A 26,868-nucleotide genomic window follows, 5' to 3' on the forward strand; every position below is an offset into this window, starting at 1 on the left:
CCCGGGGCCCCTCGCTCACGGCATCTGCTGCCCCAGCAGAGCCGTCCTCCCGAACATCTCCGCCGCGGCCCGGGCGCTGGGGGTCCCCGCGTCGAGGTCGGCGCCGGCGGCGATCAGCGCTCCCACGATCGCGTCCTCACCCTTGAAGAGGGCGCCCGCGACCGGTGACTGGTCCCGGCCGTTGCGCAGGTCGACATCGGCTCCGCGCCCGATGAGCGCCCGCACCGTGTCCGTGTGCCCGTGGTAGGCGGCGAGCATGAGGGCCGTGTTGCCCTCGGCGTCCTGGACGTCGACGGGCAGCCCGTGGTCGAAGAACTCCAGGAGCTCTTCCGTGCGCCCCTGCCTCGCCAGGTCCGTCACGATGACGACGAGCCGGCCGGTCTGTTCCTCGGAAAGCGGTTCCATCCCCCTACTTTAGGCGCGCGCCCCGGGGACCGCCGGACACCCCGAGGCGGATCACAGCGCCCGGCGTGTCTGAACTTCACGAGAACTCCAGCGAAATGGCACGTGTGTGGATATCGTGCACCGAGCGAGGGCGCATCCGTCAGTCCATGAGATCGACGGATGCGCCCCGTTTGCGGGGATGCAACTGTGGCTGGGGGGTTCATGGGGCATGTCGAAATACCCGAATCGGATACGTCCGGGCCTGTCGGGCTCGTGGGGGCACTACGGCCGCGTACAGCGGCGCCCCGGGACCGCACGGTGGCTCCGGAGCGGTCATGGAGAGCTCCGGCGGCCGTCGAGCGCGACCGCGTGGAGAGACCGCGGGCGAGGGAGAGGTCCGGTCCGCGTGCGCCCTTCCTCGTCCTGACCGACCTGCTGGGCGTGGGGGCGCCCGTCTGGATCCTGCTCCGGGCGGACGAACAGCCGGGAGCTCCGGCCGCGGCGGCTTCGGCCGCACTGGTGTGGGCGGGAGTACGCCTCGCGCGCGGCCGGTACGCGCGACGACTGCCCGGGGAAGCCGGCGGGGGGTTCCACGGCCCCTTCGGCGACTGGCTGCTGCTCGTCGGCGCGCTGGCTGTCCTGCTGGCCGTGACGGGCGGGGGCCCCGACGACCCGGCCACCGCCGTCGCGGCGCTGGTGCCCGGCCTGGCCCTGGCCGTCCTCGCCGGGATCGTGGGCCGGTTGCGGGCGGCCGGGCGGCGGGGGGCGCGCCGGGTCCTGGTCGTCGGCGAGGCGGCGGGGCTGGAGCGGGCGGTGGATCTGCTCGGCTCCCGCAAGGATCACCCGTACACGCCGGTGGCGGTGATCCCGGTGGGGCCGGCGGTGCCGGACTGCGGGGCACCGGTGCCGGGGCGCCTGGCACCCGAACCGGCCGACGACGACGTGTCCACGGTGCTCGGCGGCTCCTTCGCCCATGACGCGGATCTGGTGCTCGTCGCGCCCGGTCCGCATCTCGACGACGACCGGCTGCGCCGGCTGGCCTGGGGTCTCCACGACGGGGGGCTGGACCTCTGCGTCCTTTCCGATCTGTCGGGGGTCGACGCGGCCCGGGTGCGGCCCGCTTCCGCCGCGGGGCTGACCCTGCTGCACGTCACGCCTCCACTGCGGCGCGGTCCCCAGACCGTGCTCAAGACCGTCGTGGACCGGACGGGTGCCGCACTGGGGCTGCTGGTGCTCGCGCCGCTGTTCTGCGGGGTGGCTCTGGCGGTGCGGTTCTCGTCGCCCGGGCCCGTGTTCCACCGCCAGACCCGTCAGGGCCGCCACAACCGGCCGTTCACCCTGTGGAAGTTCCGCACGATGGTGGCGGACGCGGAGGCCCGCAGGGAGCAGCTCTCGGCAGCGAACGAGAGCGAGGGCCCGATGTTCAAGATGCGCCGCGATCCGCGGGTGACCAGGATCGGCCATGCCCTGCGCCGGACGTCCATGGACGAACTCCCCCAGCTCCTCAACGTGTTACGGGGTGACATGTCCCTGGTAGGTCCGCGTCCGCCCCTGCCGGAGGAGGTGTCGCGCTACGACGAGCGGGAGCTGCGGCGGCTGGCGGTGCGGCCGGGCCTGACCGGCCTGTGGCAGGTCAGCGGGCGGTCGGACCTGTCCTGGCAGGAGACGGTGTCACTGGACCTGTGGTACGTCGACAACTGGTCGGTGACCACGGACATGGGGCTCCTCGCCCGTACGGTGCGCGCCGTCGCCGACGGCCGCGGAGCGTACTGAGACGTGATGGGGGGACACGGGAGGGGTCGCGTGCACGGGATCAGGGCGTACCGCGGCCGTCCGGCCGGGCGGTCAGCCCCGGGAGGGCTGCCGGCCGAGCCACCAGGCGTAGGTGCGGGCGATGCCGTCCCGCAGGGGGATCTGCGGCTCGAAGCCGAGGGAGGAGAGCCGGGACACGTCGAGGAGCTTGCGGGGGGTGCCGTCGGGCTTCGAGGTGTCCCATACGACCTTGCCTCGATAACCCGTCACCTCACACACCACGGAGGCGAGTTCACGAACGGTGAGGTCCTCACCGCAGCCGACGTTGACGGGTTCCGCCCCGTCGTACGCCTCGAGCAGCCGCACACAGGCGGCGGCGAGATCGTCGACGTGGAGGAACTCACGGCGGGGGCTGCCGGACCCCCACAGGGTGACTTCGTCCGCACCGTCCCGCTTCGCCTCGTGGAAGCGGCGGATCAGGGCGGGCAGCACGTGCGAGGTCTCCAGGTCGAAGTTGTCACCGGGGCCGTAGAGATTGGTGGGCATGGCGCTGATGTACGAGGCGCCGTACTGCCGGCGGTAGGACTGGACCTGCACGATCCCGGCGATCTTGGCCAGCGCGTAGGCCTCGTTGGTCGGTTCGAGCGGTCCCGTGAGCAGGGCCTCCTCGGGGATCGGCTGCGGGGCGTGCCTGGGGTAGATGCACGACGAACCGAGGAAGAGCAGCCGCTGGATCCCGGCGGCGTGCGCGCCCGCGACCACGGCGAGCTGGATCCGGAGGTTGTCCTCCAGGAACTGCACCGGGTGGGCGCTGTTGGCCATGATCCCGCCCACCTTGGCGGCGGCCAGCACGACCGCGTCCGGGCGGGTGTCACGCAGGAACGCCTCGGTCGGCACGGCCTCACGCAGATCGAGCTCGTCACGGCCGCGAGTGATCACCTCGTGGCCGTCGGCGGTGAGGCGGCGCACCAGCGCCGAGCCGACGAGGCCGCGATGGCCCGCGACGAATATGCGGGCGCCGGGGCGCAGCAGGGGGCGGACGGATTCCTGGGCGGGTCCGGGCAGGTCAGTCGTCATGGCCCGGATTCTGCCAGCAGCGCACCGCCCCGGTGACCTTTTGCCGCATTCCGCTCGGATCCAGATATTTCGGCGCAGCAGAACGCCCCGGGGCGGCCACAGCCCCACGGGGCGACCAAGGAGGGGGAATCATGACGAAGACCGCACTCATCACGGGTGTGACCGGGCAGGACGGTTCGTACCTGTCGGAGCTGTTGCTCGAGAAGGGGTACACGGTCCACGGCCTGATACGCCGTTCGTCGAGCTTCAACACGGAGCGGATCGATCACATCTACCAGGGGCCCGAGGAAGCGAACCGGTCCTTCGTGCTCCATCACGCCGACCTCTCCGACGGCGTCGCGCTGGTGAACCTGCTGCGGGACATACAGCCCGACGAGGTCTACAACCTCGGTGCCCAGTCCCATGTCCGGGTCTCCTTCGACGCGCCGCTGTACACCGGGGACGTCACGGGTCTCGGGACGGTGCGGCTGCTGGAGGCGGTCCGGGCCAGCGGCATCGACACCCGGGTCTACCAGGCCTCGTCGTCCGAGATGTTCGGTGCGAGCCCGCCCCCGCAGAACGAGAAGACCCCGTTCCACCCGCGCAGCCCGTACAGCGTGGCCAAGGTCTACTCGTACTGGGCTACGGTCAACTACCGTGAGGCGTACGGCATGTTCGCCACCAACGGCATCCTGTTCAATCACGAGTCCCCACGCCGTGGTGAGACCTTCGTGACGCGCAAGATCACCCGCGGGGTGGCCAGGATCAAGGCGGGCCTTCAGGACCGGCTGCATCTGGGGAACCTCGACGCCGTGCGCGACTGGGGTTACGCCCCCGAGTACGTGGAGGCGATGTGGCGGATGCTCCAGTGCGACACCCCCGACGACTACGTGGTGGCCACCGGGGAGGGGGTCAGCGTCCGGCAGTTCCTCGAGTACGCCTTCGAGCACGCGGGCCTGGACTGGGCGGAGCACGTCCGCTACGACCCGAAGTACGAGCGTCCCAGCGAGGTCGACGCACTGATCGGTGACGCGTCCAAGGCGGAACGGCTCCTCGGCTGGAAGCCGGAGGTGAAATCGCGTGAGCTGGCCATGATCATGGTGGACGCGGACATCCGGCAGCTGAGCGACCAGCTCGCAGGGGCCGCGGTCCGGGTGGACCGGTGACCGGTCCGGCGCGTCCCGGACACCCCGGAAGCGGGCGGGGCGGTGTGCCGCCCGCGATCGGCGCCGCCGTCCGCCGGCCGCGTACGGGCTTGCGTGCCTCGCCGGACGCGGCGGCGGGGCCGGCCGGTGACCACAGCCGCAGCAGCGCGCCGGTGACCGGTGCGTGGACCGGACCGGCGCTCACCGGCAGCACCCGGCCGGCGCTCCGCGCGTCCGCGCCGGGGACCGCCACCGGTGCGGCCCCGGCCCCGACCGGCCACTCGGCGGAGCCGAACGCCTCCGCACCGGACGGGGCCCTGGGCTCCGTCTCCTCACTCGCCCTGACCGGCAGAGGGACGGACAGTCCCCCGCGTCCGGCCGGGCGAGGCAACCGCGGCCTGCGGGCCGCAGCTCTTCCTCACCTTCGGAGTCGAATGATGAACGCAAGCACGGGGCGGGGACCCGGGGGAAGCGGCCGTGTACGGGCCGCGTCCGCCGCGCTCTGCCTGTTCGCCGGAGCCCTGACCGCGACAGCGGCCGGGGCCTCCCCGGCCGCGGCGCTGACACCTCCGGTGTCCATCACCGCGGACGACCTCACCACCTGGCAGACCAACGGCATCGTCTGGTCGATGGCCGCGTCGGACGGGATCGTCTACGCCGGCGGCACCTTCTCCACCGTCCGTCCGCCGGACGCGGTGCCGGGCACCTCGGAGCAGCCCGCGGTCAACTTCGCGGCCTTCGACGCGGCGACGGGCGCGCCGACCGGGTGCAGCCTGTCGTTCACCCAGTCGTCGGGGACCGCGACCGTACGGGCGCTGGCCCTCTCCCCGGACGGTGACACCCTTTACGCCGGAGGGCAGTTCGGTTCGGTGAACGGGGTGGGCGTCAGCAACATCGCGGCCGTGGACACCGCCACCTGCACGCCCCGGCAGGACTTCAAGATCGCCGTCTCGGCGACGGTGCGGGCCCTGGACGTCACCGCGGACACCGTCTACCTGGCCGGTGACTTCAACAGTGTGGGCGGCCGGACGAAGAACAAGTTCGCCGCGGTCACCACCTCGGGCGCCGACCTGCTGCCGTGGACGGCCAACGCCGACGAGGTGGCGCGGGCCGTCCAGGTGACACCCGACGGACAGCACGTGGCGCTCGGCGGGGACTTCTTCACCGTGAACGGCACCGCCTCGCACGCCCTGGCGGTGGTCGACGCCGCCACGGGTGCGCTCGCCAAGAGCTACCCGGGCTTCATCCCCGAGACGTCGACGGTGCAGGACCTCACCACGGACGCGACCGGGCTGTACACCGCCAACGAGGGCACCGGCGGCGGGGTGTTCGACGGCCGGATCGCCATCGACCTCGACGACTACCAGCAGCGCTGGCGGGACACCTGCCTGGGCGCCACCCAGGCCGTCCTGGTGCACTCGGGCGTGCTGTACAGCGGGAGCCACGCCCATGACTGCGCCAGCATGGGCGGCTTCGCCGACCAGCCGCGCAAGCACCTGCTGGCCCAGTCCGTCGACGACCCGACGCTGCTGCCCTGGTTCCCGGACACGAACGACGGGATCGGTGAACCCGTCGGGCCCCGGGTGATGGCGCAGACCGACAAGGGCGGCCGCCACCACCTCTGGGTCGGCGGGGAGTTCACCACCGTCAACGGCGCCGGACAGCAAGGACTGACCCGGTTCGCCGACGGGTCGGACACCGGGGCTCCCTGGGTCCCCAACGTCAGTCTCTCCACGGTCGCCCCGGGGCGGATCGACGTCGCCTGGCAGACCAGTTTCGACACGGACGACGGGGAGCTGACCTACCGGATCTACAAGGACGGTGCGAGCACCCCCGTGCACACGGTCACGGGGTACTCGCTCTTCTGGGACCGTCCGCAGCTGAAGTGGACCGACACCGATGTCGCGGTGGGCGAGACGCACTCGTACCGCATCACCGCGAGCGACGGCACCAACACCAGTGCCAAGTCACCGGAGCAGTCCGCGACCGTGGCCGCGTCGACCCAGGGCTACCCGGCACGGGTGCTGGCGGACGGCGCCTCGCTGTACTGGCGCTACGACGAGGGCGCCTCCACCTTCGCCGCGGACACCACGGGGAACCTGGACAACGGCTTCCTGCGCAACGGGCCCGCCTACCGGCAGACCCCGGCGGCGGTCGCGGGTGACTCGACCGCGATCGGCTTCGACGGGGCGGGCGAATACGCGTACAGCAACAAGCGCCACCCGCAGCCCACCCGCTTCTCCGTGGAGACCTGGATCAAGACCACCACCACACGGGGCGGCAAGATCATCGGCTTCGGCAACCTGAGCATGCAGAACAGCACCCGCTTCGACAAGCACGTGTACATGGCCAACGACGGGCGGCTGGTCTTCGGTGTCTACAGCGGCGGCCGCCGCACGGTGACCACGTCCGGGGCCTTCAACGACGGCAACTGGCACCATGTCGTCGCCACCCAGGGCACCGGCGGCATGAGGCTGTACGTCGACGGGCAGCTGCGCGCGTCGAACCTGCTCTTCACCGGCAACGAGAACTACCCGGGTTACTGGAGGGTCGGCGGGGACAACCTCACCAACTGGGCCAACCGCCCGACGAGCAGTTTCTTCGCCGGTCAGATCGACGAGACCGCCGTGTACCCGACCGCGCTGAGCGCTTCCCAGGTCAGCGCGCACTACGCCCTGAGGACGGGTGAATGAGGTATCCGTTCCTGGCCGGCGCCGCCGTCGCCCTCGCGACGGCGGTGCTGGCCGCCTGCGACTCGTCCGACGGCTCCGGCGCCGGAGGCGGCAAGCCCGCCGCGGCGGGCGGCACGGCCTCCGCCGCCGCCTCCCCCGCGCCCTCCGCAGCCGGCCCGGCGGCCTCCCCGCGAGCTGCGGGGCCCGGCGCTGTGCCGAAGGCACCGGCCGGGGAGATCACCCCGGCGACGGGGTCCTTCACGAAGAAGCAGAAGGAGTACCTGACCGGCCGTGTGCCCTCGGGGACGGACCCGGCCGCGGTGCTGCAGACGGGACAGGAGACCTGCGACAGGCTCCGCTACCTGGTCAAGACGGACCGGGACATCGCCGTGGGCGCGGTCGTCTCCGGTGAGGTCGCGGGCGCGGAGCCGGCCGCGGCCCACCTCTGCCCCCAGCACCAGGACATCGTCGAGGAGGCCGCGCACGGGTACGCCGACGGCACACACGGGGCCGCCGCGGTCCGGCCGGGGAAGTACCGGGCGCCCTCCCCCACCAGGGCCTGTGGCTGGCAGCTGACCGGAGCGAACGGCGAGGAGCTGGCATCGGGCTCCTCCGGCACCGGCGAGCAGGTGGAGATCACCGTCCCGGAATCCGCTCGCACCTTCACCTCCACAGGCTGCTACGCCTGGCTGCCACAAGGAGACAACCGTTGAACAAGCTGCCCATCGCCGTAGCGATCCCCACGAAGAACGAGGGCCTGAACATCGCCGAGGCGGTGAAATCGGTCCTGGGCCACTTCGAGGCGGTCGTCGTGGTGGACTCGCACAGCACCGACGACACGGTGAAGATCGCCGAGGAGTGCGGGGCCGAAGTGGTCGCCTACACCTGGGACGGCGGGCACCCCCGCAAGAAGCAGTGGTGCCTGGAGAACGTCCGCACGGACCTGGACTGGATCCTGCTGCTCGACGGTGACGAGCGGCTCAGCCCGGGCCTGCTGGCGGAGCTGCGGCGGATCTTCGCCGACCCGGACACCCCGAAGCCCGCGGCGTACGACATACCGCTGGGATACTGGTTCTCGGGGAAGCGGCTGCGGCACGGGTACACCATCCGCAAGCGGTCCCTGACCGACCGGACCCGGTGCCACTACCCGGAGGTCGGCGACCTCGCGGCGCCCGGTATCGGGGAGGTCGAGGGCCACTACCAGCCGGTCGCGCCGACGGCCGGGACGCTGGGCAGTCCCATCGAGCACCAGGACCTCGACCCGGTCACCGCCTGGTTCGAGCGGCACAACCGCTACTCGGACTGGGAGGCGTGGCTGGAGCACCATCCCGAGGTCAAGGAGCAGGTGCGGAAGGTGAAGTCCCGTCAGGGACAGCTCTTCCACAAGGCGCCGTTCAAACCGCTGGTGTCCTTCGCCTACATGTACGTCTACCGGCGGGGCTTCCTGGACGGGCGCGCGGGCCTGGACTTCGCGCTCGCGATGAGCTTCTACCGGTGGCAGATCTCTCTCAAGGCACGTGAGGGCAGGACGGGTTGACAGCTCACGCCCTCCGGCGCACCACGTCCTCGTAGGTCCGCCGGAGGGTCCGTGTGACGCTCTCGATGGTGAAGCGCTCGTTGACCAGGTTCCACGCGGCTTTCCCCGCACGGTCGTTGGCCTCGGGCTCCAGCAGTTCCAGGACGGCTTCGGCGACCTTGCGGGCGTTCCCGGAGTCCTCGCCGGCCCTGCTGTCGATCACCCGGCCCGCCCCCGCCGCCGCCACGTCCGGGCCGAGCCCGCAGGTGCGGGTGATGACGGCGGGCGTACCGACGGACATGGCCTCCAGGACCGAGACGCCGAGCGGCTCCTCGATCGACGGCAGGACGTACACGTCGGCCTGCCGCCCGGCGGCCAGCACCTCTTCGTGGCCGAGGGGCCCGACATGGTCCAGCGCGTCCATGACGCCGAGTCTGCGGGCGAGCGCGAGGGTGCCGGGGAGCGCGCCGGTGTCCGGTCCGGCGAGGACGAAGCGGGCGCCGGGGTGGCGGGCCAGAACGGCGGGCATCGCGGCGACGAAGTCCTCGGGACGCTTGCGCTCCTGGATGCGGGCCAGGAAGAGCACGGTCGGCGGCCGGCCCGGCTCGCGGGCGGGCTTGCGCTCCTGCGGCCGTACCCCGTTGACGAGCCTGACGGTGTTGGTGAGGGGGACCGGCGCGGCGACCGCGTTCACGTCGAGGCGCTCGGCCTCGGTGAGATGGAGTACGGCGTCCGCACGGCGCAGCACCGTGCGGACCCCCAGGAGGTCGGTGAGCTGGGCGACCCGATTCTCGGTCGGGTCGACCATGCCGTGCGTCTGGACGACGAGCGGGGTGCGGGTGGCCAGGGCGAGCAGCGCGGCGGGCAGGGTCACCAGGTCGCGCATCAGGTGGACGTGGACGAGGTCGGCACCACGCATCATGCGGCGCGCGGTGCGCAGCAGCGCCCCGGAGGTGATGCCGCTGACCTCGAACACCGGGAGCAGGTGGCGGGCCTGGAAGAGGTGTACGGGTACTCCTTCGACCTGGCCCGGCAGTTCGCCCCCGAAGCCGTCTCCCAGTGCCATGACGCGGGCGTCGTCCCCGTGCGCACGCTGCGCCTTGGACAGGTTGAGCGCGACCCGGGTCGGGCCGCCGAACGCGTGGTCCGGAGTGTGCAGCGTGACGATGTGCAGGACCTTCACCAGGGTTCCCCTCAACCTCGGCCGACTGTTCACAGACTAGCCATCACGCCCCCTCACGTGGGCGCGTTCGTTAGAGTGTTCGTGGGCCAGGAGGCCGGCGAGCGGGCCTTCGGGGCCGGTGATCGGGGGATCATGACGTCCGTGGACGAGTCGGTGGGGACCGTCGCCGTCCGGGAGAGCACTCCGCGCCTGCCGGCCGAGCCCCCGACGCGGCCTCTCACCTGGGCGATGCTCTCGCGCGCGCTCTCGGTGCCGCTGATCCTGGGCCTGGTCTGTTTCCTGCCCGCGGTGATCGCCGCCCAGCCCGGTCCGGGGGTCAGGGACACCGCCTACTGGCTGCAACTCGTCCTGACGTGCTACTCGGGTGCCCGGCTCGCCACGATGATCCTCTCCACCCGGCGGCGGCTGCTCCAGGGCGTCTTCTGGATGTTCGTGTACATCGCCATGGGTGTCGCGCCGTTCGCCCAGGTGGTGATCGGGCAGACCCCGACCCCGGTGGTGGGGCCGCGCTCGGACCTGGTGACGGCGATCGCGATGATCCTGGTGGGGTGCGCGGCTTTCGACCTGGGAGCGCTGCTGGCCTCGCGCAGGCCGCTGCGGCGGCGCGCCTCCTCACGCGGCACCGGTGGCCCGGCCGTGGCGCACCCGGTCCGGCTGCGGCTGCTGGTGCTGCTCGCGCTGCTGGCGAGCGGTTACTACGTGCTGAAGCTCGGCGGTCCGGCCGTCTTCTTCTCCAGCCGCCAGGAGATCAGCGACACGGTGGCGCAGAGCGGGGTGGCCTCGGCCGGGTCGAACGTGGGCTCCGCGTTCCTGAAGGGCTTCGGCACCGTCCCGGCCCTGCTGGCGTTCCTCTTCTTCACCCGGCGTCTGGTGACCTCGCGCCGGGCACGGCGTTCCCCTTCGGCCGTCCTGGTGTGGGTGGCGCTCGCGGCGGTCAACCTGGTCGTGAACAACCCTGTCTCCAACGCGCGTTACTGGTTCCTGACGGTGCTGGTGTCCCTGTTGTTCACCGCGTTCCCGAGCAGTGCGGCGATGTACCGCTCGGTGCTGACCATGGGTGTGGTGGGCGCGCTGGTGCTGTTCCCGTACGCCGACCGCTTCCGCTACGACGACGAGGGGTACCGGCCCGTGCAGTCGGCCTCCGTCTTCGAACCGCTGGCCACCAAGGACTACGACCAGACGGTGATGTTCGCCAACACCATCTCCTGGGTGGGGACCCGGGGCCACACCTACGGCCGTCAGCTCGCGGGCTCCGCCCTCTTCTTCGTCCCCAGGGCGGTGTGGAGCGGGAAGCCGGAGGACACCGGAGTCCGGGTCGGCGAGTGGATGGGGATGAACATGACCAACCTGTCGGCACCGCTGTGGACCGAGTTCTGGGTCGATTTCGGAGCGTCCGGCATGACCGGCGGCCTGGCACTGATCGGCTATGCGGCGGCGCGCACGGACCGCAGGTACGCGCTGGCCGTCACCCGGGCGGGGCCCGGCCCGGGCAGTGTGCTGGCGATCGCGGCGCCGCTGATCGCCGGGTACACCTTCATCCTGCTGCGCGGTCCGCTGCTCCAGGCGGCGGGGAAACTGGCCATCGGCGCCCTGTGCCTCGTGCTGATCACCACGTTCAGGGAGCAGAGGGCAGCGCGTCGGCGCTGAGGGCCTCCCCCGCCGGGCTGCCGCGGCGCAGCCGGGCGACCCGGGTCCAGGTGGCGGCTGCCTTGCAGAGCGATCCGAGGCAGAGCCCCCAGGCGGCCCCGGGGACGCCGCCGAGGGCGTAACCCCCGGCCATGAGGGCCACGGCGGTGAGCGAGAAGACCACCTGGATGCTCAGCGTCGTACGCGGGTCGAGCATGCGCAGGGCGAGCAGTCCGCAGGTCCCCACGGCCATCGCCGCGTACTGGCTGCCGGTCGCCGGGAGCAGGGCGGCGGCGGCGGGCCAGGTGTCACCGAGGAGCTGGCGTCCCGCGCGCTCGGGCAGCAGGGCCAGCGCGGTGGCCCACAGAGCCGCGGTGACGGCGAGGGCGGCGGCGAGTCCCGCGGTCACCCGGACCCGGCGCTTCTCGTCGCCGATGCGGCCGAGCAGCGGCGGACCGAAGGAGGTGGCCGAGGTGTACAGCACGTTGAGCGGCCCGAACAGTGTGGTCGCCCCGCGCAGAGCGCCGACCAGGAGCGGGCTGCCGACCGCCCCGAGCCCGAGGACGGAGAGCTGGCCGGTCGCGTTGCCGACGCCGAACTCGACGACGAAGCGCTGCCCGAGGTGGCCGCGCCGCAGCATCGGACGCAGCAGCAGAGGGACCCCGGCGGTCGTGCGGTGCAGCAGTACGGCGGCGAGCAGGAGGGCGGGCAGGGCGGACAGCCCCCAGACCGCGACCAGCCGGGCGGGGCCGGCCCCGTGCTCCTGGGCGGCCAGGGCGCCGAGTACGCAGGTCAGCCGCAACAGGTCGGCGGTCAGGGCGAGATGGGGCGTACGCAGGGCCGAGAAGGCATAGCGCAGGGCGTCCTGCCCCAGCACCACCGGCAGGACGAGGCCGAGCATCATCAGGGCGCGCGCGGTGTGCCCCGGGACGAACACGCAGACGGCGGCCAGCAGGGCGCCGGCCGCAGCCGAGGCCCCGACGGTGAACACGACGGCCGAACGGCAGGCGCTCCGGGTCTCCTCGTCCCCGCCGCGCCGGAGGACGAGCGGCTGGCCGGTGTACGCACCGGACACGCCCAGCAGCACCGTGAAGACCAGGTAGACCGCGGAGAAACGGGCGAAGTCCGCGGCGGTGGAGAGCCGGGCCGCGGTCACGAGCACCAGGATGTTGGTGAGCGCGGCCACGCCCTGGTCCGCGACCGAGCAGAGGATCGCGGTGCGGGCTCTCACCGGCGCGCCCCCGGGAGGGTGACGGAACGCAGCCCCATGGTCTCGTCGGGGTTTCCGGTGATCTCCGGCGCGTCCGCCGCGGCAGCCGGGCCGCCGGGTCCGCCGCCGGTGCGGCGCCGGCCCGGCCCGGCCCGGCGTTCCGTGCGGTGCAGCCGGCCCCGGCCGGGGTGGAGGAGCGCGCCGAGCACCGTGCCGCCGGAGGCGCCGATGATCTCGCGGATGCGTTCCAGGTCGCTGCGGTGCACCTCGCGCGGGTCGCAGACGATCATGACGCCCTCGACCCGGTCGACGAGGGCGACCGCGTCGGCGTAGGAGAGCACCGGGGGGGCGAGGACGATGACCACGGTGCCGGGGCGGTCGGCCTCGGCGACGATCCGCCCGACGGAGGCGGAGGTCAGGGCGCGCGGCACGTTGTCGGCGGTGGTGCCGGCCACCAGGGCGAACGCACCGGAGCCCGGCACGTCCACGTTGGAGCGGCCGCCCGCCGGCCAGCTGCGGTCCCCCTCCTCCTCGGCGGCCCAGCGCGGCGGCCGGACCTCGTTGGCGGCCGGACCCAGATCGCGGGCCAGGGACGGGGTACGCAGATCGGCTTCCACGAGCAGGACGTCGCGGCCCATCTCGGCGAAGGCCGCGGCCAGGTTGACCGCGGCGGCGGCCGCCGCCGCGTTGTCCCCGCGCGGGGCGGTGACCAGCAGACGGCGCCGCTCCGCGAACGACGGGTCGTAGGCGAGCCGGAAGGCGACGGCACGGTACTCCTCGGCGAGCCGCGAACCACTGCGCCCGATGGCGAGCAGGGTACCCGCGGTCGCGCGTTCCCTGGGCAGTGTGCCGAGCAGCGGGGCCCCGAGGGAGCGGACGAGCTCGCGGGGGGAGCGTACGGCGGGGTCGAAGACCAGACGCACCCAGGACATCAGCAGTCCGAGGGCCAGACCGACGACCGCGCCGAGCCCCAGGAGCAGCGGCAGGCCGGCGCCGGCGGGCTCGGTGGGGGCGACGGGCTTCTTGTTGAGGTAGCCGGGCGTGGTGTCGAGGGCCTTGAGCTCGGAGATCTTCCGGCTCAGTTCGGAGATGGAGACGATGATGTTGGCGCGGGCGCTGCTGACGTCGTCCGCGGGGCCGACCCCGGTCCGTTCCTCCAGCAGGTCGCGCTTCTCCTCCAGCGGTTCGAGCTGGGCGCGGTAGCCGTTCGCCATGTTGTCGATGCTTTCCTCGGTGCGTGCCCTGCGGTGCGCGAGGTAGCCGTTGGCCAGGGCTTCGGCGCGGGACCGGGCCTGCTCGGGGGTGGCCCCGGTGTAGGAGAAGCGGAGGGTCAGGGTGTTGGGCGGGTTGGTGACCTGGAGACCGGCGAGCAGTTTCCGGGCGGTGACGTCGTCACCCTTCTTGAGCAGGGTTGCGGCGGCGAGGTCGCCCACGGTGTCGCTGACCGCGGTCTGCCGCTCCGAGCCGATGTTGATGCCCTTGTCGGCGGAGGCGCCGGTGGCGAAGGGGTCGGCGGTGGCCGAGCGCACCTGTACCTCACCGGTGGCCGTGTACGTGTCGTCGCCGCCCAGGGCGAGCACCCCCCCGCCGAGCAGGCCCACGACGACGCCCGCGGCGAGCAGCCCGCGGTAGCGCAGGAGCTGGCGGAACTGATCCCGCAGCAGTGCCGGTTCGTCCTGGTCGTCCAGGGGACGGATCTGATGTGTCATCGGCGGGCTCCCCCTTGTGTGTCCCCGGTTCCCCCGGTACGCGTGCCCCCGGCCGCCACGTGTCCGAGTGCCTCGGTGAGCAGGGCGTCGAAGCGGGCGAGGCCCGCCTGTCTGCTCAGGTGCTGTGCGACGTACTGCGGCCCGTGGGCTCCCAGGGCGTCCGCCGCCACCGGATCGGCGGCCAGGCGGCGTACGGCCGCGAGGAGCGCGGCCGGGTCCTCGGGCGCCACGAGGATCCCCGCCCCCGAGCGGCGCACCTCGTCGGCCGTGCCGCCCTCCCCGGCCACCGAGGCGACGACCGGGCGTCCGGAGACGAAGTACGAGGTGAGTTTGGACGGCACGCTCATGTCGAGCACGGAGGCCCGCTGGGTCACCGCGAGCACATCGGCGGCGGCGAGCACGTCGGTGAAGTCGTCCGCGTCCGCCGGCGGGAGGAAGTCGAGGTTGGGCAGCCCGGCGGCCCTCTCGCGCAGGCCGTCGCGCTGGTTGCCGTCGCCCATCAGGACGACCCGGATGTCCGGGGCCAGCCGCGCCAGGCCGGTCAGGACGTCGAGCCCCTGTTTGAGGCCCATGTTGCCGGAGTGCAGCAGTACGGGAGTGCCCTCGGCCCAGCCGAGCCGGGCACGGGTGGCCGCACGGCAGGCCGAGGGGCTTCGCACGTGCGTCCAGTTGGGGACCACGCGGATGCGCGCCGGGTCCACGCCGAGGGCGGTGACGCCCTCCACGAAGCTCTCGTGGATGACGCCGACGAAGGCCGCGTCGCGCAGTGCGTACCGTTCGGCCTTCGCGGCGAAGGCCGCCGCTCCGCCTCCCCCGCGGATGCCGCTCTGCGCGGCGGCGGCGCCCATCAGGTCCTGGACGACGGGTATGTGGGGGACGCGGTGGCGACGGGCCAGCCGGGCGCCGATCAGACCGCCCGCGAGGCTCGGCATCTGGGAGATCACCGCGTCGGGGCGGCCCGGCGGAGGCGCGAGCATCCCGTGGACGAGCACGGACGCCTCGAACACGCCGCGTCTCAGTGCGGTCTGACGGGCCGGCACGTAGTGGCGCCGCCGGTGGACGCGCACCCCCGCGCGGCTCTCCTCACTCCGCCACACCCCTCGGTACCGCTCGTCCACGCGCCAGGCGGGGTAGTGCGGCATGCCGGCCAGGACGTCGGTCCTGGCTCCGGACGCCGCCCAGTGCTCGGCGAGCTGCGCGGCGTACGGCCCGATGCCCGTCAGCTCGGGGGCGTAGTTGGTGGAGACCACGAGGAGTCTGCGGTTTTCGAACGGTCTCTGATGCTCAGCAGCGGACAACGGATGATCGCCTTCCCCCCGGAACAGCCTCTTCTTCGAGCTTATCCGTTCACGGGATGCCCAAGTGTTCTTCACAGTAAGGTCGTTGAACCAGTTCCACCGTGGGGGGAGAGAACGGATGGTGCAGCACAGGGTCGGTTACGCACCGGGGGTGTACGACCTGTTCCACGTCGGCCACCTGAACATCCTGCGTCACGCCCGCAGTCAGTGCGACTACCTGGTGGCCGGCGTCGTGTCCGACGAGATGGCCGCCCTGGCGAAGGGCCACACACCGGTGATCCCGCTGCCCGAGCGGCTGGAGATCGTGCGCAGCGTGCGTCATGTGGACGCGGCATTCGTGGAGACCGTTCCGGACAAGGTCGAGACCTGGCAGCAGGTCCGCTTCGACGTCATCTTCAAGGGCGACGACTGGCGGGGCACGGAGAAGGGTGAACGCCTGGAGCGGGACTTCGCCGCGGTCGGGGTGGAGGTCGTCTACTTCCCGTACACGGTGCACACGTCCAGCACCCAGCTGCGCCGGGCACTGGACGTGCTCGTCAGCCGGCCCGGAGCGTTTTCAGCTCCCTGAACCACTTGGCCAGGAACGCCACGAGGAACACGGCGTGCACCGCCGCGAGCGCGGCGTACCCGGCGCGGAAGGCCCCGGGTGCGCCGAGCAGCAGGAAGACCAGGCAGAAGACCCCGTAGTCCGCGGGCAGCAACGCCACGGCCCGCACCCGGGAGGCCGGAGCCGCGGCGCCTGCGGGAACCGGCGCGGCCCGGGCCGCCGCCCTGCCGAGCTGCTCCCGCAGGAGCCCCGCGCAGAAGGTCAGCACCGCGACGAACAGGAAGCCGAGCGGAAGCAGGAGCCAGCCCTCACCGGGCAGGCCGTCGAAGCGGTGGAACGAGATCAGTACGGCACTGTGGACGAGGATCATCTTCGCGCAGTCCACGACGTGATCGAGCCACTCGCCGTCCGGTCCTCCCCGCCCGGTCAGCCGGGCGAGCTGCCCGTCGGCCGAGTCGAAGGCGAAGCCGACGGCAAGGCCCGCGTGGACAGCCACCCCGAGCCACCAGGACGGTTCCAGCAGCGCCACGGCCGCGATCGCCGCGAAGGTGAAGGCCGCGCTGGTCGCCGTCACCTGGTTGGGCGTCAGGCCGAGGCGGTACGCGCCCGCAGCGAGCAGACGCCCGGCCGGCCTGTTCACGTACCGCGAGTAGAGCGAGACGCCCTTGGACGGCTTCTGTGCGCCGCGCAGTTCGCGCAGCACCGTACCCGTGCTTCCCATACGCCCCCCAGCGCCCGGTTGTTCCCCGCCGCATCATCGCAGAACCACAGCGCCCGGCGTGGGGATACGGGGGCTCCGGGCCACCCGGCGGCCGGCGGTGCTCAGCTCCGCCCGGAATCCGATCCCGTGTCCGGCTCCCCGCCGGGGTCCCGTTCCGGCTCGGTGAGCTGTGCGTCGAGATCGTCGAAGAGCAGTTCACCGTGCTCGATCTGCCCCGTCCGGTACGCCGAGCGCGCCACCAGATGGGCTGCCACCGGGCCCGTCATCAGCTGGAAGAACCCGATGAGGGCCAGCGTCGCCAGATCCATGCCGCCGCGCAGCCTGAAGCCGACCCCCGCCAGCACCAGCAGCAGCCCGAGGGTCTGCGGTTTGGTCGCCGCGTGACTGCGCGACAGGACGTCGGGCAGCTTCACCATGCCGACCACGCCGAGAAGGCAGATGGCGGCGCCGAGGAACACGAGCACCGCCCCGGCGGTGTCGGTGATCTGCAGCCAGACGTTCATCCTCGTCCCTCCTTCCCGGCAGGCTTCCCGCGTGCCAGGGGCTTGTCGCGTACGGCGATGAAGCGGGCGATGCCCACCGACCCGGTGAAGCCGAGGAACGCGAGCACCAGCATGATCGGGAAGTAGAACGAGTCGCGGGCGAAAGCAGACTTGGCGCCCAGGCCCGCGATGATCACGGCGGCCAGGACATCGAGCGCGATGGCCCGGTCCAGCATGGAGGGCCCGCGGCTGATCCGGAGGAGCAGCAGGGCGCCCGCGACGACGACGAACACGACCGCGGCACTGATCAGCACACGGTCGACGGCCTCGGGACCGCTCATGATGCTTCCTCTCCGGTGTCGGAGCCGGGGACCGGTGGCGGCGGTTCCGACACCCGGCCGATCTCGTCAGGCGTACCGAAAGCCCGGACCGTCAGCTCCTCCAGTTTCCAGACGGAGCGCCGGGCCGCCTCCAGCTCCTCCGGCCGGTCCGCGTCCAGGACGTGCAGGAACAACGTCGCCGTGGCCCTGCGCACCTCGATGACGGAGCCGCCCGGCAGATTCGAGACGCTGACGGCGGTCGCGGCGAGCATCAGGTCGCTGCGGCAGCGCAGAGGCACACCGATGACGGCGGGCCGGTGCGGGCGGTCGGCGAAGATCTGCCGGGTGACCTTCACGCCCGAGGTGTACATGTCGTAGAGCAGATAGGCGGCGAGCCGGATGATGCCCCAGGGGTGCAGTCGCAGTCCCAGATCGACCTGCGGCAACGGGAACGCCAGGCAGACGATCACCGCGACGACGACGCCCGTGACCACGTTGGCCCAGGTCAGGGTGGACCACAGCAGGACCCAGATCAGGGTGAGCCAGGCGATCAGTGGGAGGTCGAGCACGCGGCGTCTGCGACCGGCGAACTCGACGCTGAGGGGGGGCAGGTCGGGGTTGCGGTACGACAGCGTGATCAGGCGTCTCACCGGCCGAGCACCTCCTCCACATAGGGCCGCCGCTCGATGAGTTCGGCTGCCGCGCGGTCGGTGAAGGCCGTCAGCGGACCGGCCAGGACGGTGAAGGCGAGGCCGAGCGCGACGGCGCCCGCGGTGGCGGCGGTCATGGCCGTGGGCGGGCGGACGGTGGTCGTGACGGCCCGCCCCTGAAGGGTGGACGCCACGGCCTGCCCGGCCGGGGCCCGGGGCGGCCCCACCCCCTCGTCGCCCGTGCCGGGGATGCGGTCGGGCCCGGTGTCGGCATCGCCGTCGTCGCTGTCGTCGGCGGTCTCCAGGACCGTGCCGTACGCGGCCTGCCCCGGGGGCTCGGTACGCCAGAAGGCCAGATTCCAGATCTTGGCCATCACGTACAGGGTGAGCAGGCTCGTCACGGTGGCCCCCGCGACCAGGATCCAGGCCCACACACTGCCGTCGGCGACGCCCGCCCGCATGAGTGCGAGCTTCCCGATGAAACCGGAGAGCGGGGGGATGCCGGCGAAGTTCATCGCCGGGACGAAGAAGAGGACCGCGAGCAGCGGGGCCGCTCTGGCCATTCCGCCGAGCCGGGTGAGTTCGTTGGTGCCGCCCCGGCGTTCGATGAGTCCCGCGACGAGGAAGAGGGTGGTCTGGACGGTGATGTGGTGGGCCACGTAGAAGATCGCGCCGCCGTACGCCTCGCGGGTGGCGAGGCCGATTCCGAAGACCATGTAGCCGATGTGGCTGATGAGGGTGAAGGAGAAGAGCCGCTTCAGGTCGGTCTGGGCGACCGCCCCGAGAATGCCCACGATCATCGAGGCGAGGGCGACGGCCATCAGCAGGTCGCCGAGCCGGTTGCCGGGGAAGAACAGGGTCTCGACCCTCAGCATGCAGTAGATGCCGACCTTCGTCAGCAGACCCGCGAAGACGGCGGTGACGGGCGCGGGCGCCGTCGGGTAGGAGTCGGGGAGCCAGGCGGCGAGGGGGAAGACGGCCGCCTTGATGGCGAAGACGGTGAGCAGCATGGCCTGGACGAGGGTCTGCACGCCGAGGGGGAGGTCGGGCAGCCGGACGGCCAGCTGGGCGAAGTTGACCGTGCCGGTGGCGGCGTAGGCCATGGCGATCGCTGTCAGGAACAGCATCGAGGAGAACAGCGAGATGATGACGTAGGTGGAGCCCGCCCGTATCCGTGGCCCGGTCCCGCCGAGTGTCAGCAGGACGAAGCTGGCGACCAGCATGATCTCGAAGCCGACGTAGAGGTTGACGAGGTCGCCCGCGATGAAGGTGAGCGAGACACCGGCGACCAGGATGAGATAGGCGGGGTGGAAGACGGCGACGGGCGTCTCCTTGTCCCGGTCCGCCATGCCCTGGCCGAGCGAGTAGACCAGGACGGAGAGGGTGACCGCCGAGGAGACGGTCAGCATCAGCCCGGACAGCCGGTCGGCGACCAGAGTGACGCCGAGTGGCGGTGCGAAGTCACCGAGGTGGACGGAGAGGGGTCCCTGCCGGTCGGCGGCGATCATCAGGGCCACCGAGAGGCAGAGGACGGCGCTGAGCACGGCGACGCTGATGAAGCGCTGGAAGCGCGCGAGCCGGGTGCCGAAGGCGAGGCTCAGCCCGGTGGCGCAGAGCGGCAGCAGGACCGGCAGCGGAACGAGCGCGTTCATCGGGCGGCTCCTCGGTCGTCGTCCTTGTCGTTCACGTAGTCCTCCGGGTCGGCTCCCAGCACGTCGTGCCACAGGTCACCACTGGCGTCACGGCCCCTGGCCTGCAGCGCACGGTCGGCGCGGAGCCGGGCGCGCAGCCGGCGGTGCTCCCGGCGGTAGCGGGCGCGTTCCTCCCCGGTGCGGCCGGACTCCGCCCGGTACTCCTCGCGGAGTTCGGCCCGCTGCCCCATCACTTCGGCCCGCAGGTAGATCCGCCGGTCCTCCAGGTCGTCGTGGACCTCGTCCGTGCCGGTGAGCTGGTAGCTGCGGTAGGCCATGGCGAGCAGGAAGGCGGTGGTGGCGAGTGTGATGACGATGGCGGTGAGGGCGATGGCCTGGGGCAGCGGGTCGGTGATCCGCCGCAGCGGCACCCCGTAGAGCAGGGGCGCGGCCCCCGCCGAACCGGTCGACGAGAGGACCAGCAGGTTGATGCCGTTGCTCGCGATCACCGCACCGAGCAGGATGCGGCTGAGCGGACGGGTGAGCATGAGGATGCCGCCGACCGCGCAGAGGACGGTGGCCGTGGCGAGGAGCGAGACGCTCATGGTCATCGGGTCGGCTCCCCCTCTCCGGCGTCCGGCGCGGGGCCCAGTTGGCCCGCCGCCCGTTCGATCTGCCGGTCGATCTTGGCGCCCAGCGCCCGCACGATGTCCAGGACCACGCCGAGAACCAGCAGATAGACACCGAAGTCGAAGAGGACCGATGTGCTCAGGTGGTAGTCACCGAACACGGGCAGATGCCCGTGGTACGTCCAGGCGTGCAGCACCGTCCCCTCCATGAGGCCGCCCAGGGCGACCGCGGTGGACACGAACAGTCCGAGTCCTGTGAAGAGTCCGGGCTGCAGGGGCGCGGCCTCCGCGAGCTCGAACCTGCCGCCCGCCAGATAACGGGTGATGAGACCCAGCCCTGCCACGAGACCGGCGACGAAGCCGCCGCCCGGCATGTTCTCCGCGCAGAACAGCAGGTACAGCGAGAGCACCAGAATGGGGTGGAAGAGCAGCCGGGCGATCACCTCGAAGACGACGGAGCGGTGTTCGGGCGCGAGTGTGGAACCCGCGGCCAGCCAGCTGCGTTCCGGCGCGGTGTCGTCGCCCTGCGGCAGACCGGTCAGCCGCCGGCCCGACATGGCCCATGCGGTCTCTCCTTGCAGCTCCTCCCTGTTCCCGGACGTCTCACCGCGGCGGTGCAGGTAGATGAGGCTGGTCACCCCGATCGCGGCGGCGGCGAGGACCGCGGACTCCCCCATCGTGTCCCAGGCCCGCAGGTCGACCAGGATGGTGGCCACCACGTCCTTGAGGCCGTGGTGGGCGACCTCCTCGACCATCGCCGCACCGGCGGGCTCGGCGACGCGGGCGGCGCCCGCCACCCACACGGTCACACCGACCGTCGCCGCGGCGGCGAGTGCCACGGGGATGCGCAGCGCCCGCCGCCAGGTTCCGATGGACTCCTCGAAGCGCACCGGCAGTCTGCGCAGGACCAGCACGAACACGATCATCGACACGGTTTCGACGCAGAACTGGGTGAGCGCCAGGTCGGGGGCGCCCTGCACGACGAAGAGCAGTGCCGTGCCGTACCCGGTCAGCCCCGCGAGGACGACTGCCTTCATCCTGCGGCTGACGGTCAGGCAGGAGAGGGCGGCCGCGCAGGTCAGCACCGCCATGGCTCCCTGGAGCGGGACGTCCCAGATCCGGGGGGCGACCGCTCCGTCCCAAGGGCGGTCCGTGGCCAGGACCGCCAGCTGGCCGGTGAGCACCACCGCCAGGGTGATCGCCAGGTAGCCGGAGAGGGAACCACGCTGGACGAAGCCGGTGATCTGCAGTGCGACACGTTCCAGACCGAGCAGGAGGTGCCCGAAGACACCGTCCGCGGTCGGCCAGGCGACACGCCGGGAGAGGCGGGTGACCGCGGCCCGCCCCGCGAACAGCAGGGCGCCGCCCGCCCAGGCCAGGGCGGACAGCAGCAGGACCACCCCGAAGCCGTGCCACAGCGCCAGGTGGTAGGGGTGGGCGGGGGCGGGAAACGTGTCGGCGTAGGCGGCGAACAGGCGGTCCGTCCATCCGACGCCGGGGCCGAGCACCAGGCCGGCGACGGCGAGCACGGCGGGCGGCGCCAGGAAGGCGGCGCCGGTCCGGTGCGCGGGGGTGTCGGCGACACCTGGCTTGCGGGCGAACGCTCCCCAGACGAAGCGGAGGGTGTACGCGACGGTCAGCACCGAGCCGGCGACGACGACGGCCAGTGCCCAGCGGTCGGCGGCGCCGCCGTGCAGCAACGCGTCGAAAGCGGCCTCCTTGGCGGCGAAGCCGATGAACGGCGGCACGGCTGCCATGGAGGCGGCGGCGAGCACCGCGACCGTACACACGTACGGCATGGTGCGGCCGAGGCCGGAGAGTGCGCGCAGATCACGGGTGCCGGCCGCGTGGTCCACGATGCCGGTGACGAGGAACAGCGCCGCCTTGAACAGGGCGTGGCCCAGGATCATCGCGGCGGCCGCGAGCGCGGCGTTCCGGTTGCCCGCCCCGGCCAGCACGAGGAGGAAGCCGAGCTGGCTGACGGTGCCGTACGCGAGAACGAGCTTCAGGTCGTTGAGGCGCAGGGCGCGCCATCCTCCGAGGAGCATGGTCGCTCCCCCGAGCACCAGGACGACCGGCCGCCAGACGGGGACGTCGGCGAAGGCGGGGGCGAGCCGCGCCACCAGGTAGACACCGGCCTTGACCATGGCCGCGGCGTGCAGGTAGGCGCTGACGGGGGTGGGCGCGGCCATCGCGTTCGGCAGCCAGAGGCTGAACGGCCAGATCGCCGATTTCGCCAGGGCCCCGCACAGCACGAGGACGACGGCCACCGACACGGCGAGGGTCGTCTCCGGCGGATCGGCGACGATCGCGGAGATCCGGTAGGTTCCGGCCGCCTCACCCAGGATCAGGAAGCCGACCAGCATGGCGAGGCCGCCCAGTGTGGTGACCGTCAGGGCCTGGAGGGCGGAGCGGCGGCTCTGTTTGCGTTCGCTGGAGTGCCCGATGAGCAGATAGGAGAAGACGGTGGTCAGTTCCCAGAACACGTAGAGCGAGATCAGGTCGTCCGCGAGGACGAGCGCGAGCATCGCGCCCGCGAAGGCCAGCAGGTTCCCGGCGAAGGAGGCCAGTCGCGGCGAGTCGTCGGTGAAGTAGGACGCGCAGTACAGCAGGACGAGCATCCCCACCCCGGCCGCGAGCAGCACCATCAGCTCGGCGAGCGCGTCCAGGCGCAGGGCGGCCGACACGTCGTACGTGCCGATCCACTCCCAGGACCAGGTGACCGCCCGGCCGGCCTCCGCGCCGCTCCACCTGGTGACCGCCCACGCCGTGGTGGCGGCAGGGGGCAGTGCGAGCACGACGAAGGCGTACCTGCCGAACCGCCGTACCAGCGGTGCCGCGCAGGCGGCGAGTACGAAGTGGCAGAGGATGAGGACGATCACGACGGATGATTCAGAACAAAGGGCACCGAATACAGATATATCCCCTGGCCCGGTTCACCCGTCCGGCGCGCCGCGCGGTGGCCGGTCCGCTGCTTCCGGTCCGCGGCGATGGTGGACGGCTGCCGTCCCGCTGTGGTCACAGAACGGCGTCTGCCCTGTTCACCCGGGGCCACACGGCATGGCGTGGGGTTCTTCCGGTCCGGCAGCCTCCGGTGGCGTGCGCCCGTACACGGTCGCCCGTGGCCGCACCGCCCCTTTCGCGCACCGGCTCGGCCGAGCACCGCGATGCCGTCGATCTCGGCCATGGCCTGCTCGTCCCAGAGCCTGACCGTCCCTGTGACGGCCGTGGCCGGGTGCTCACGCCCCGCCAGATGGCACCCAGTTCGGAGGCGTGGGCACGGCAGCCGGCCACCTCGGTGGCGTAGACGGTGACCCGGGCCAGGGCGCTCGGGGCCCCGCCCGCCGCACGCGGGGCGGTGAGCAGATCGCCCGGGGCCGTCTCGAACTCGACCAGTGCGCGTTGCTGACGGCGGCGAAGACCGGCCGAAAGAACTTGCAGGAGCGCAGCGTTCGGCCGGCCGTGCGGCGTCGCAGGCGGCCAGGCCGGCGGCCCGTCAGACCTCTTCACGCGTCTCGGCGATGACGGTGGAGGCGTCGGCCGAGGCCGACGACACGGGGCAGGAGGCAGGCGGCACCCATGTCACCGCCGGACAGTCCCACGGCGGTGAAGAGGAAGGGGAAACACGCGCACGGACGGCGATCCGGAAGCCGGCGGTCAGGGCGAGGACCGCCCGGGCGCCCGCGGCCGCTCCGTGGACGGCCGCGACGACGGGGAAGGGGCGCTCCCGGAGCGCCCGGATGACCTGTCCGGTCATCCGGTTGAAGTCCAGGAGCCGCGCGGTGCCCCTCGCGAGGGTGGCGCCGATGATCTCGTCGACCTCACCGCGGAGCAGGATCCGCACCTTTCACCGGCGAGCACGAGGGTGTGCACGGAGCGTTCGAGGGAGAGTTCCGCGAGGTGGTCACACAGGTCGGCGTACGCACCGAAGGTGAGTGCGTTGAGCTTCCCGGGCCGGCGAGCGTGACGGCCGCCACACCGTCGTCCGCCGTCAGGCGCAGGTGCTTCCAGCGCTCCGTGCGCGGACGGAGCCGGTGAACGGCTCATGGGAGGGTTCCCTCCAGCCGTCGGGCTGCTGAGGCGCTTCGAAGCCGTCGCTCGTCTGTGACTTCCGTCACGAGTACGCGGCAAAGCGACAGTGCCACTGTGGCGAAGGTCCCTTTTGCGCCGGTCGGCTGCCTCTATGTCTGCGGCGTCGCGCTTCGTATGGTTGAGCACAGGAAGTCCTGATACAGAACCGCACCCGCCGATGACGGAGGGTGTGCCCCGGACGCAGCCACCCCCGGAACGACGGTCCCCTGCCGGATGCCCCGCTCCCGAACGGATACCCCCGCCTTGCCGCCCGACGTGCCCGCGCCACCGCCCCCCTCCTGGCGTATCGCCCTGCCGCACTCCACGGCCGCGGTACCGATCGCCCGTGCCCTCATCCGTACGGCGCTGGCGGACCTCGAGGCGCCCGCGGACAGCGACACGGCCGAGCTGCTGACCGCCGAGCTGGTCGCCAACGCCGTGGAGCACACCGACGGCTCGGGGCCCATCGAGCTGGTGGTCGAGCTTCTGGCGTCCGGCTGCCAGGTGGAGGTCCACGACCACGATCCGGTGCCGCCCGGGGACCTCTCCCGCCCGCTGCCCGGCAGTACGCCGGACCCCTGGCAGGAGCACGGCCGGGGGCTGCTCCTGATCCGTGCCCTGAGCTCGGCCTGCGGTCACCGCCCCACCGAGCACGGCAAGGCGGTCTGGTTCACCCTCCGGTCGGGCCCGGTGCCGCTCGGTCCCGCCGCGCCCTGGGGCTGACGAGCCGGGAGCGGCTGCGGCCGTACACCGCGTACACCAGGGCGCCCGCCGCCAGGAACACCACGAACTGCGCCCAGGTCGTCCAGCCCGTCCCGTACATCAGGTACAGGCAGAAGCCGACGCCCAGGATCGGGCTGACGGGGTAGAACGGCACCCGGAAGGAACGCTTCAGCTCCGGGTCCCGGCGACGCAGCGCGATGACGGCGACATTGACCACCGCCATGACGGCGAGCGTGCCGATGGTCGTCAGGTTCACGACGACGTCGAGGGAGGAGAACGCCGCCGGGACGGCGAAGACGACGGCCACGATCCACGTGTTGGCGACCGGCGTGCGGGTCTTCGGCGACACCCGCTCGAAGACCCGGGGGATCAGCCCGTCCCGGGACATCGACATCAGGATCCGGGTCTGGCCGTACATCACCGCGAGGACGACGGACGCGATGGCGACCACCGCGCCGAAGGCGATGATCCCGCCGCCGGCACCCGACTCGGTGACCTCGTCGACGACCAGGGAGAGCGCGGCCGGCTTGTCGCCCACGGCGTCCGCGCCGAGCGCTCCGATGGCACCGAGGGCGACCGCGCAGTAGAGCAGCGTGACCAGGCCGATGCAGATCATGATCGCCACCGGGATGTTCCGGCGGGGGTTCTTGACCTCTTCACCCGCGGTGGTGATGGCGTCGAAGCCGATGTACGAGAAGAACGCCACGGACGCACCGGCGGTGACACCGGCCGTGCCGTGCGGGGCGAACGGCGAGAGGTGCCCGTCCTTGAACGCGGTGAAGGCGATCGCGCAGAAGGCGACGAGGATGCCGATCTTCAGCACCGCCATCGCCGCGGTGGCCCCCGCGCTCTCCCTGACGCCGCGCACCAGCAGGGCGGCCGCCATCATGACCACGACCACCGCCGGCAGATTGATCACACCGCCGTCGCCGGGGCCGGAGGAGAGCGCCGTCGGCAGGTCCCGGCCGATGAGGCTGTCCAGCAACTCGTTGACGTACTGGCTCCAGCCGACCGCGACCGCGGAGACCGAGACGCCGTACTCCAGGAGCAGGCACCAGCCGACGAGGAACGCGACCCGCTCCCCGAGCGTGGCGTAGGCGAAGGAGTAGGAGCTGCCGGAGACCGGAAGGGCGCCGCCGAGCTCGGCGAAGGAGAAGGCGGTGAAGATGCAGGTGATGGCGGCGAGGACGAACGAGATCACCACGGCGGGGCCCGCCTCGGCGACGCTGTCGGACAGCCCGACGAAGATCCCGGTGCCGACGATCGCCCCGACGCCGAAGCACACGAGCTGGAACAGCCCCATGGTGCGCCGCAGGCCGTGGCCTTCGAGGTCGCCCCCGGCCTCGGCGAGCAGCAGATCGGGACTCTTGATGCGCGCCACGGCCCTGCGCGAGGGGCTTGGCGGGGTGGAGGAAGCGGGACTCATGGGGGGACGAGATCTCTTCTCTGGTGGTGCGGGGGGATGAGCCGGTGGGGGGCTCTCACCTGGGCACGCGCTCCGGGCCGGGCACATGAAAAGGGGTTCGGACGTGCGAGCCCGAAC

22 protein-coding genes and 2 pseudogenes are annotated in these 26,868 nt (G+C 72.0%); 8 read left to right on the forward strand and 16 right to left on the reverse strand.

Features of this window, described 5'->3' with window-relative positions:
* Nucleotides 1-15: 15 nt before the first annotated feature.
* Nucleotides 16-405, reverse strand: coding sequence for an ankyrin repeat domain-containing protein (locus tag ACF1FZ_RS28780; RefSeq protein WP_391776311.1), 390 nt, complete (start codon nucleotides 403-405; stop codon nucleotides 16-18).
* A gap of 201 nt (nucleotides 406-606) precedes the next feature.
* Here ACF1FZ_RS28780 and ACF1FZ_RS28785 point away from each other — a divergent pair, with 201 nt between their 5' ends.
* Nucleotides 607-2,157, forward strand: a complete 1,551-nt coding sequence (locus ACF1FZ_RS28785) for a sugar transferase (RefSeq protein WP_391776312.1) — start codon at nucleotides 607-609, stop codon at nucleotides 2,155-2,157.
* Between the two features lie 72 nt (nucleotides 2,158-2,229).
* Here the strand turns inward: ACF1FZ_RS28785 and ACF1FZ_RS28790 are convergent, their stop codons facing one another.
* Nucleotides 2,230-3,213 carry a GDP-L-fucose synthase family protein gene (locus ACF1FZ_RS28790; protein ID WP_391776313.1) on the reverse strand — a complete coding sequence of 328 codons (984 nt, stop codon included), beginning with the start codon at nucleotides 3,211-3,213 and terminating at the stop codon, nucleotides 2,230-2,232.
* 131 nt (nucleotides 3,214-3,344) lie between these two features.
* Here ACF1FZ_RS28790 and gmd point away from each other — a divergent pair, with 131 nt between their 5' ends.
* From gmd to ACF1FZ_RS28810, 4 genes are all read left to right on the forward strand, one after another.
* Nucleotides 3,345-4,358, forward strand: a complete 1,014-nt coding sequence (gene gmd / locus ACF1FZ_RS28795; RefSeq protein ID WP_391776314.1) for a GDP-mannose 4,6-dehydratase — start codon at nucleotides 3,345-3,347, stop codon at nucleotides 4,356-4,358.
* Between the two features lie 413 nt (nucleotides 4,359-4,771).
* Nucleotides 4,772-7,030, forward strand: coding sequence for a LamG-like jellyroll fold domain-containing protein (locus tag ACF1FZ_RS28800; RefSeq protein WP_391776315.1), 2,259 nt, complete (start codon nucleotides 4,772-4,774; stop codon nucleotides 7,028-7,030).
* On the forward strand, nucleotides 7,027-7,722 hold the full coding sequence (locus ACF1FZ_RS28805; RefSeq protein ID WP_391776316.1) for a hypothetical protein: 696 nt from the start codon (nucleotides 7,027-7,029) through the stop codon (nucleotides 7,720-7,722). Before ACF1FZ_RS28800 ends, ACF1FZ_RS28805 begins: the two co-directional genes overlap by 4 nt.
* The gene (locus ACF1FZ_RS28810; RefSeq protein WP_391776317.1) at nucleotides 7,719-8,546 is read left to right on the forward strand and encodes a glycosyltransferase family 2 protein; all 828 of its coding nucleotides are present in this window, start codon (nucleotides 7,719-7,721) and stop codon (nucleotides 8,544-8,546) included. The genes ACF1FZ_RS28805 and ACF1FZ_RS28810 overlap by 4 nt, the downstream gene beginning before the upstream one ends.
* Nucleotides 8,547-8,550: 4 nt before the next feature.
* Here ACF1FZ_RS28810 and ACF1FZ_RS28815 read toward each other — a convergent pair whose 3' ends face one another.
* Nucleotides 8,551-9,708 (reverse strand): glycosyltransferase, encoded by a 1,158-nt coding sequence (locus ACF1FZ_RS28815; protein ID WP_391776318.1) that lies wholly within the window; start codon nucleotides 9,706-9,708, stop codon nucleotides 8,551-8,553.
* 132 nt (nucleotides 9,709-9,840) lie between these two features.
* Between ACF1FZ_RS28815 and ACF1FZ_RS28820 the strand changes: the two genes are divergently transcribed.
* Entirely contained in the window at nucleotides 9,841-11,355 is a 1,515-nt protein-coding gene (locus ACF1FZ_RS28820) for a hypothetical protein (RefSeq protein ID WP_391776378.1), read from the forward strand.
* Here ACF1FZ_RS28820 and ACF1FZ_RS28825 read toward each other — a convergent pair.
* Genes ACF1FZ_RS28825 through ACF1FZ_RS28835 form a run of 3 tightly spaced genes read right to left on the reverse strand, consistent with a single transcriptional unit; the run spans nucleotide 11,324 to nucleotide 15,551 of the window.
* Nucleotides 11,324-12,565, reverse strand: coding sequence for a hypothetical protein (locus ACF1FZ_RS28825; RefSeq protein WP_391776319.1), 1,242 nt, complete (start codon nucleotides 12,563-12,565; stop codon nucleotides 11,324-11,326). The two genes, ACF1FZ_RS28820 and ACF1FZ_RS28825, sit on opposite strands and share 32 nt — an antisense overlap.
* A complete protein-coding gene (locus ACF1FZ_RS28830; protein ID WP_391776320.1) occupies nucleotides 12,562-14,253 on the reverse strand; it encodes a lipopolysaccharide biosynthesis protein in 1,692 nt (563 codons plus the stop codon). The genes ACF1FZ_RS28825 and ACF1FZ_RS28830 overlap by 4 nt, the downstream gene beginning before the upstream one ends.
* Nucleotides 14,250-15,551 (reverse strand): glycosyltransferase, encoded by a 1,302-nt coding sequence (locus tag ACF1FZ_RS28835; RefSeq protein WP_391776321.1) that lies wholly within the window; start codon nucleotides 15,549-15,551, stop codon nucleotides 14,250-14,252. Before ACF1FZ_RS28835 ends, ACF1FZ_RS28830 begins: the two co-directional genes overlap by 4 nt.
* A gap of 118 nt (nucleotides 15,552-15,669) precedes the next feature.
* Between ACF1FZ_RS28835 and ACF1FZ_RS28840 the strand changes: the two genes are divergently transcribed.
* The gene (locus ACF1FZ_RS28840) at nucleotides 15,670-16,119 is read left to right on the forward strand and encodes an adenylyltransferase/cytidyltransferase family protein (protein ID WP_391776322.1); all 450 of its coding nucleotides are present in this window, start codon (nucleotides 15,670-15,672) and stop codon (nucleotides 16,117-16,119) included.
* Here the strand turns inward: ACF1FZ_RS28840 and ACF1FZ_RS28845 are convergent.
* The 9 genes and pseudogenes from ACF1FZ_RS28845 to ACF1FZ_RS28885 all read right to left on the reverse strand — a co-directional run.
* A complete protein-coding gene (locus tag ACF1FZ_RS28845; protein ID WP_391776323.1) occupies nucleotides 16,088-16,819 on the reverse strand; it encodes a CDP-alcohol phosphatidyltransferase family protein in 732 nt (243 codons plus the stop codon). The two genes, ACF1FZ_RS28840 and ACF1FZ_RS28845, sit on opposite strands and share 32 nt — an antisense overlap.
* 101 nt (nucleotides 16,820-16,920) lie before the next feature.
* A complete protein-coding gene (gene mnhG, locus ACF1FZ_RS28850) occupies nucleotides 16,921-17,322 on the reverse strand; it encodes a monovalent cation/H(+) antiporter subunit G (RefSeq protein WP_391776324.1) in 402 nt (133 codons plus the stop codon).
* Nucleotides 17,319-17,642 carry a monovalent cation/H+ antiporter complex subunit F gene (locus ACF1FZ_RS28855; RefSeq protein ID WP_391776325.1) on the reverse strand — a complete coding sequence of 108 codons (324 nt, stop codon included), beginning with the start codon at nucleotides 17,640-17,642 and terminating at the stop codon, nucleotides 17,319-17,321. The genes mnhG and ACF1FZ_RS28855 overlap by 4 nt, the downstream gene beginning before the upstream one ends.
* Complete coding sequence (locus ACF1FZ_RS28860; RefSeq protein WP_391776326.1) at nucleotides 17,639-18,271, reverse strand: Na+/H+ antiporter subunit E; 633 nt, start codon at nucleotides 18,269-18,271, stop codon at nucleotides 17,639-17,641. The genes ACF1FZ_RS28855 and ACF1FZ_RS28860 overlap by 4 nt, the downstream gene beginning before the upstream one ends.
* Complete coding sequence (locus tag ACF1FZ_RS28865) at nucleotides 18,268-19,923, reverse strand: Na+/H+ antiporter subunit D (protein WP_391776327.1); 1,656 nt, start codon at nucleotides 19,921-19,923, stop codon at nucleotides 18,268-18,270. Before ACF1FZ_RS28865 ends, ACF1FZ_RS28860 begins: the two co-directional genes overlap by 4 nt.
* On the reverse strand, nucleotides 19,920-20,513 hold the full coding sequence (locus ACF1FZ_RS28870) for a Na(+)/H(+) antiporter subunit C (RefSeq protein WP_391776328.1): 594 nt from the start codon (nucleotides 20,511-20,513) through the stop codon (nucleotides 19,920-19,922). The genes ACF1FZ_RS28865 and ACF1FZ_RS28870 overlap by 4 nt, the downstream gene beginning before the upstream one ends.
* Nucleotides 20,510-23,413 carry a Na+/H+ antiporter subunit A gene (locus tag ACF1FZ_RS28875; protein ID WP_391776329.1) on the reverse strand — a complete coding sequence of 968 codons (2,904 nt, stop codon included), beginning with the start codon at nucleotides 23,411-23,413 and terminating at the stop codon, nucleotides 20,510-20,512. The genes ACF1FZ_RS28870 and ACF1FZ_RS28875 overlap by 4 nt, the downstream gene beginning before the upstream one ends.
* Nucleotides 23,414-23,688: 275 nt before the next feature.
* Nucleotides 23,689-23,921 (reverse strand): annotated as a pseudogene (locus ACF1FZ_RS28880) (RidA family protein); the annotation flags it as partial.
* A 149-nt stretch (nucleotides 23,922-24,070) separates the two neighbouring features.
* Nucleotides 24,071-24,573, reverse strand: a pseudogene (locus tag ACF1FZ_RS28885) (enoyl-CoA hydratase-related protein); the annotation flags it as partial.
* A 293-nt stretch (nucleotides 24,574-24,866) separates the two neighbouring features.
* On the opposite strand from ACF1FZ_RS28885, the gene ACF1FZ_RS28890 reads away from it, so the two are divergent.
* A complete protein-coding gene (locus tag ACF1FZ_RS28890; protein ID WP_391776330.1) occupies nucleotides 24,867-25,325 on the forward strand; it encodes an ATP-binding protein in 459 nt (152 codons plus the stop codon).
* Here the strand turns inward: ACF1FZ_RS28890 and ACF1FZ_RS28895 are convergent.
* Nucleotides 25,273-26,751, reverse strand: a complete 1,479-nt coding sequence (locus ACF1FZ_RS28895; protein ID WP_391776331.1) for an amino acid permease — start codon at nucleotides 26,749-26,751, stop codon at nucleotides 25,273-25,275. The two genes, ACF1FZ_RS28890 and ACF1FZ_RS28895, sit on opposite strands and share 53 nt — an antisense overlap.
* Nucleotides 26,752-26,868 lie beyond the last annotated feature (117 nt).

Source organism: Streptomyces sp. NPDC014623 (assembly GCF_043088245.1).
GTDB lineage: Bacteria > Actinomycetota > Actinomycetes > Streptomycetales > Streptomycetaceae > Streptomyces.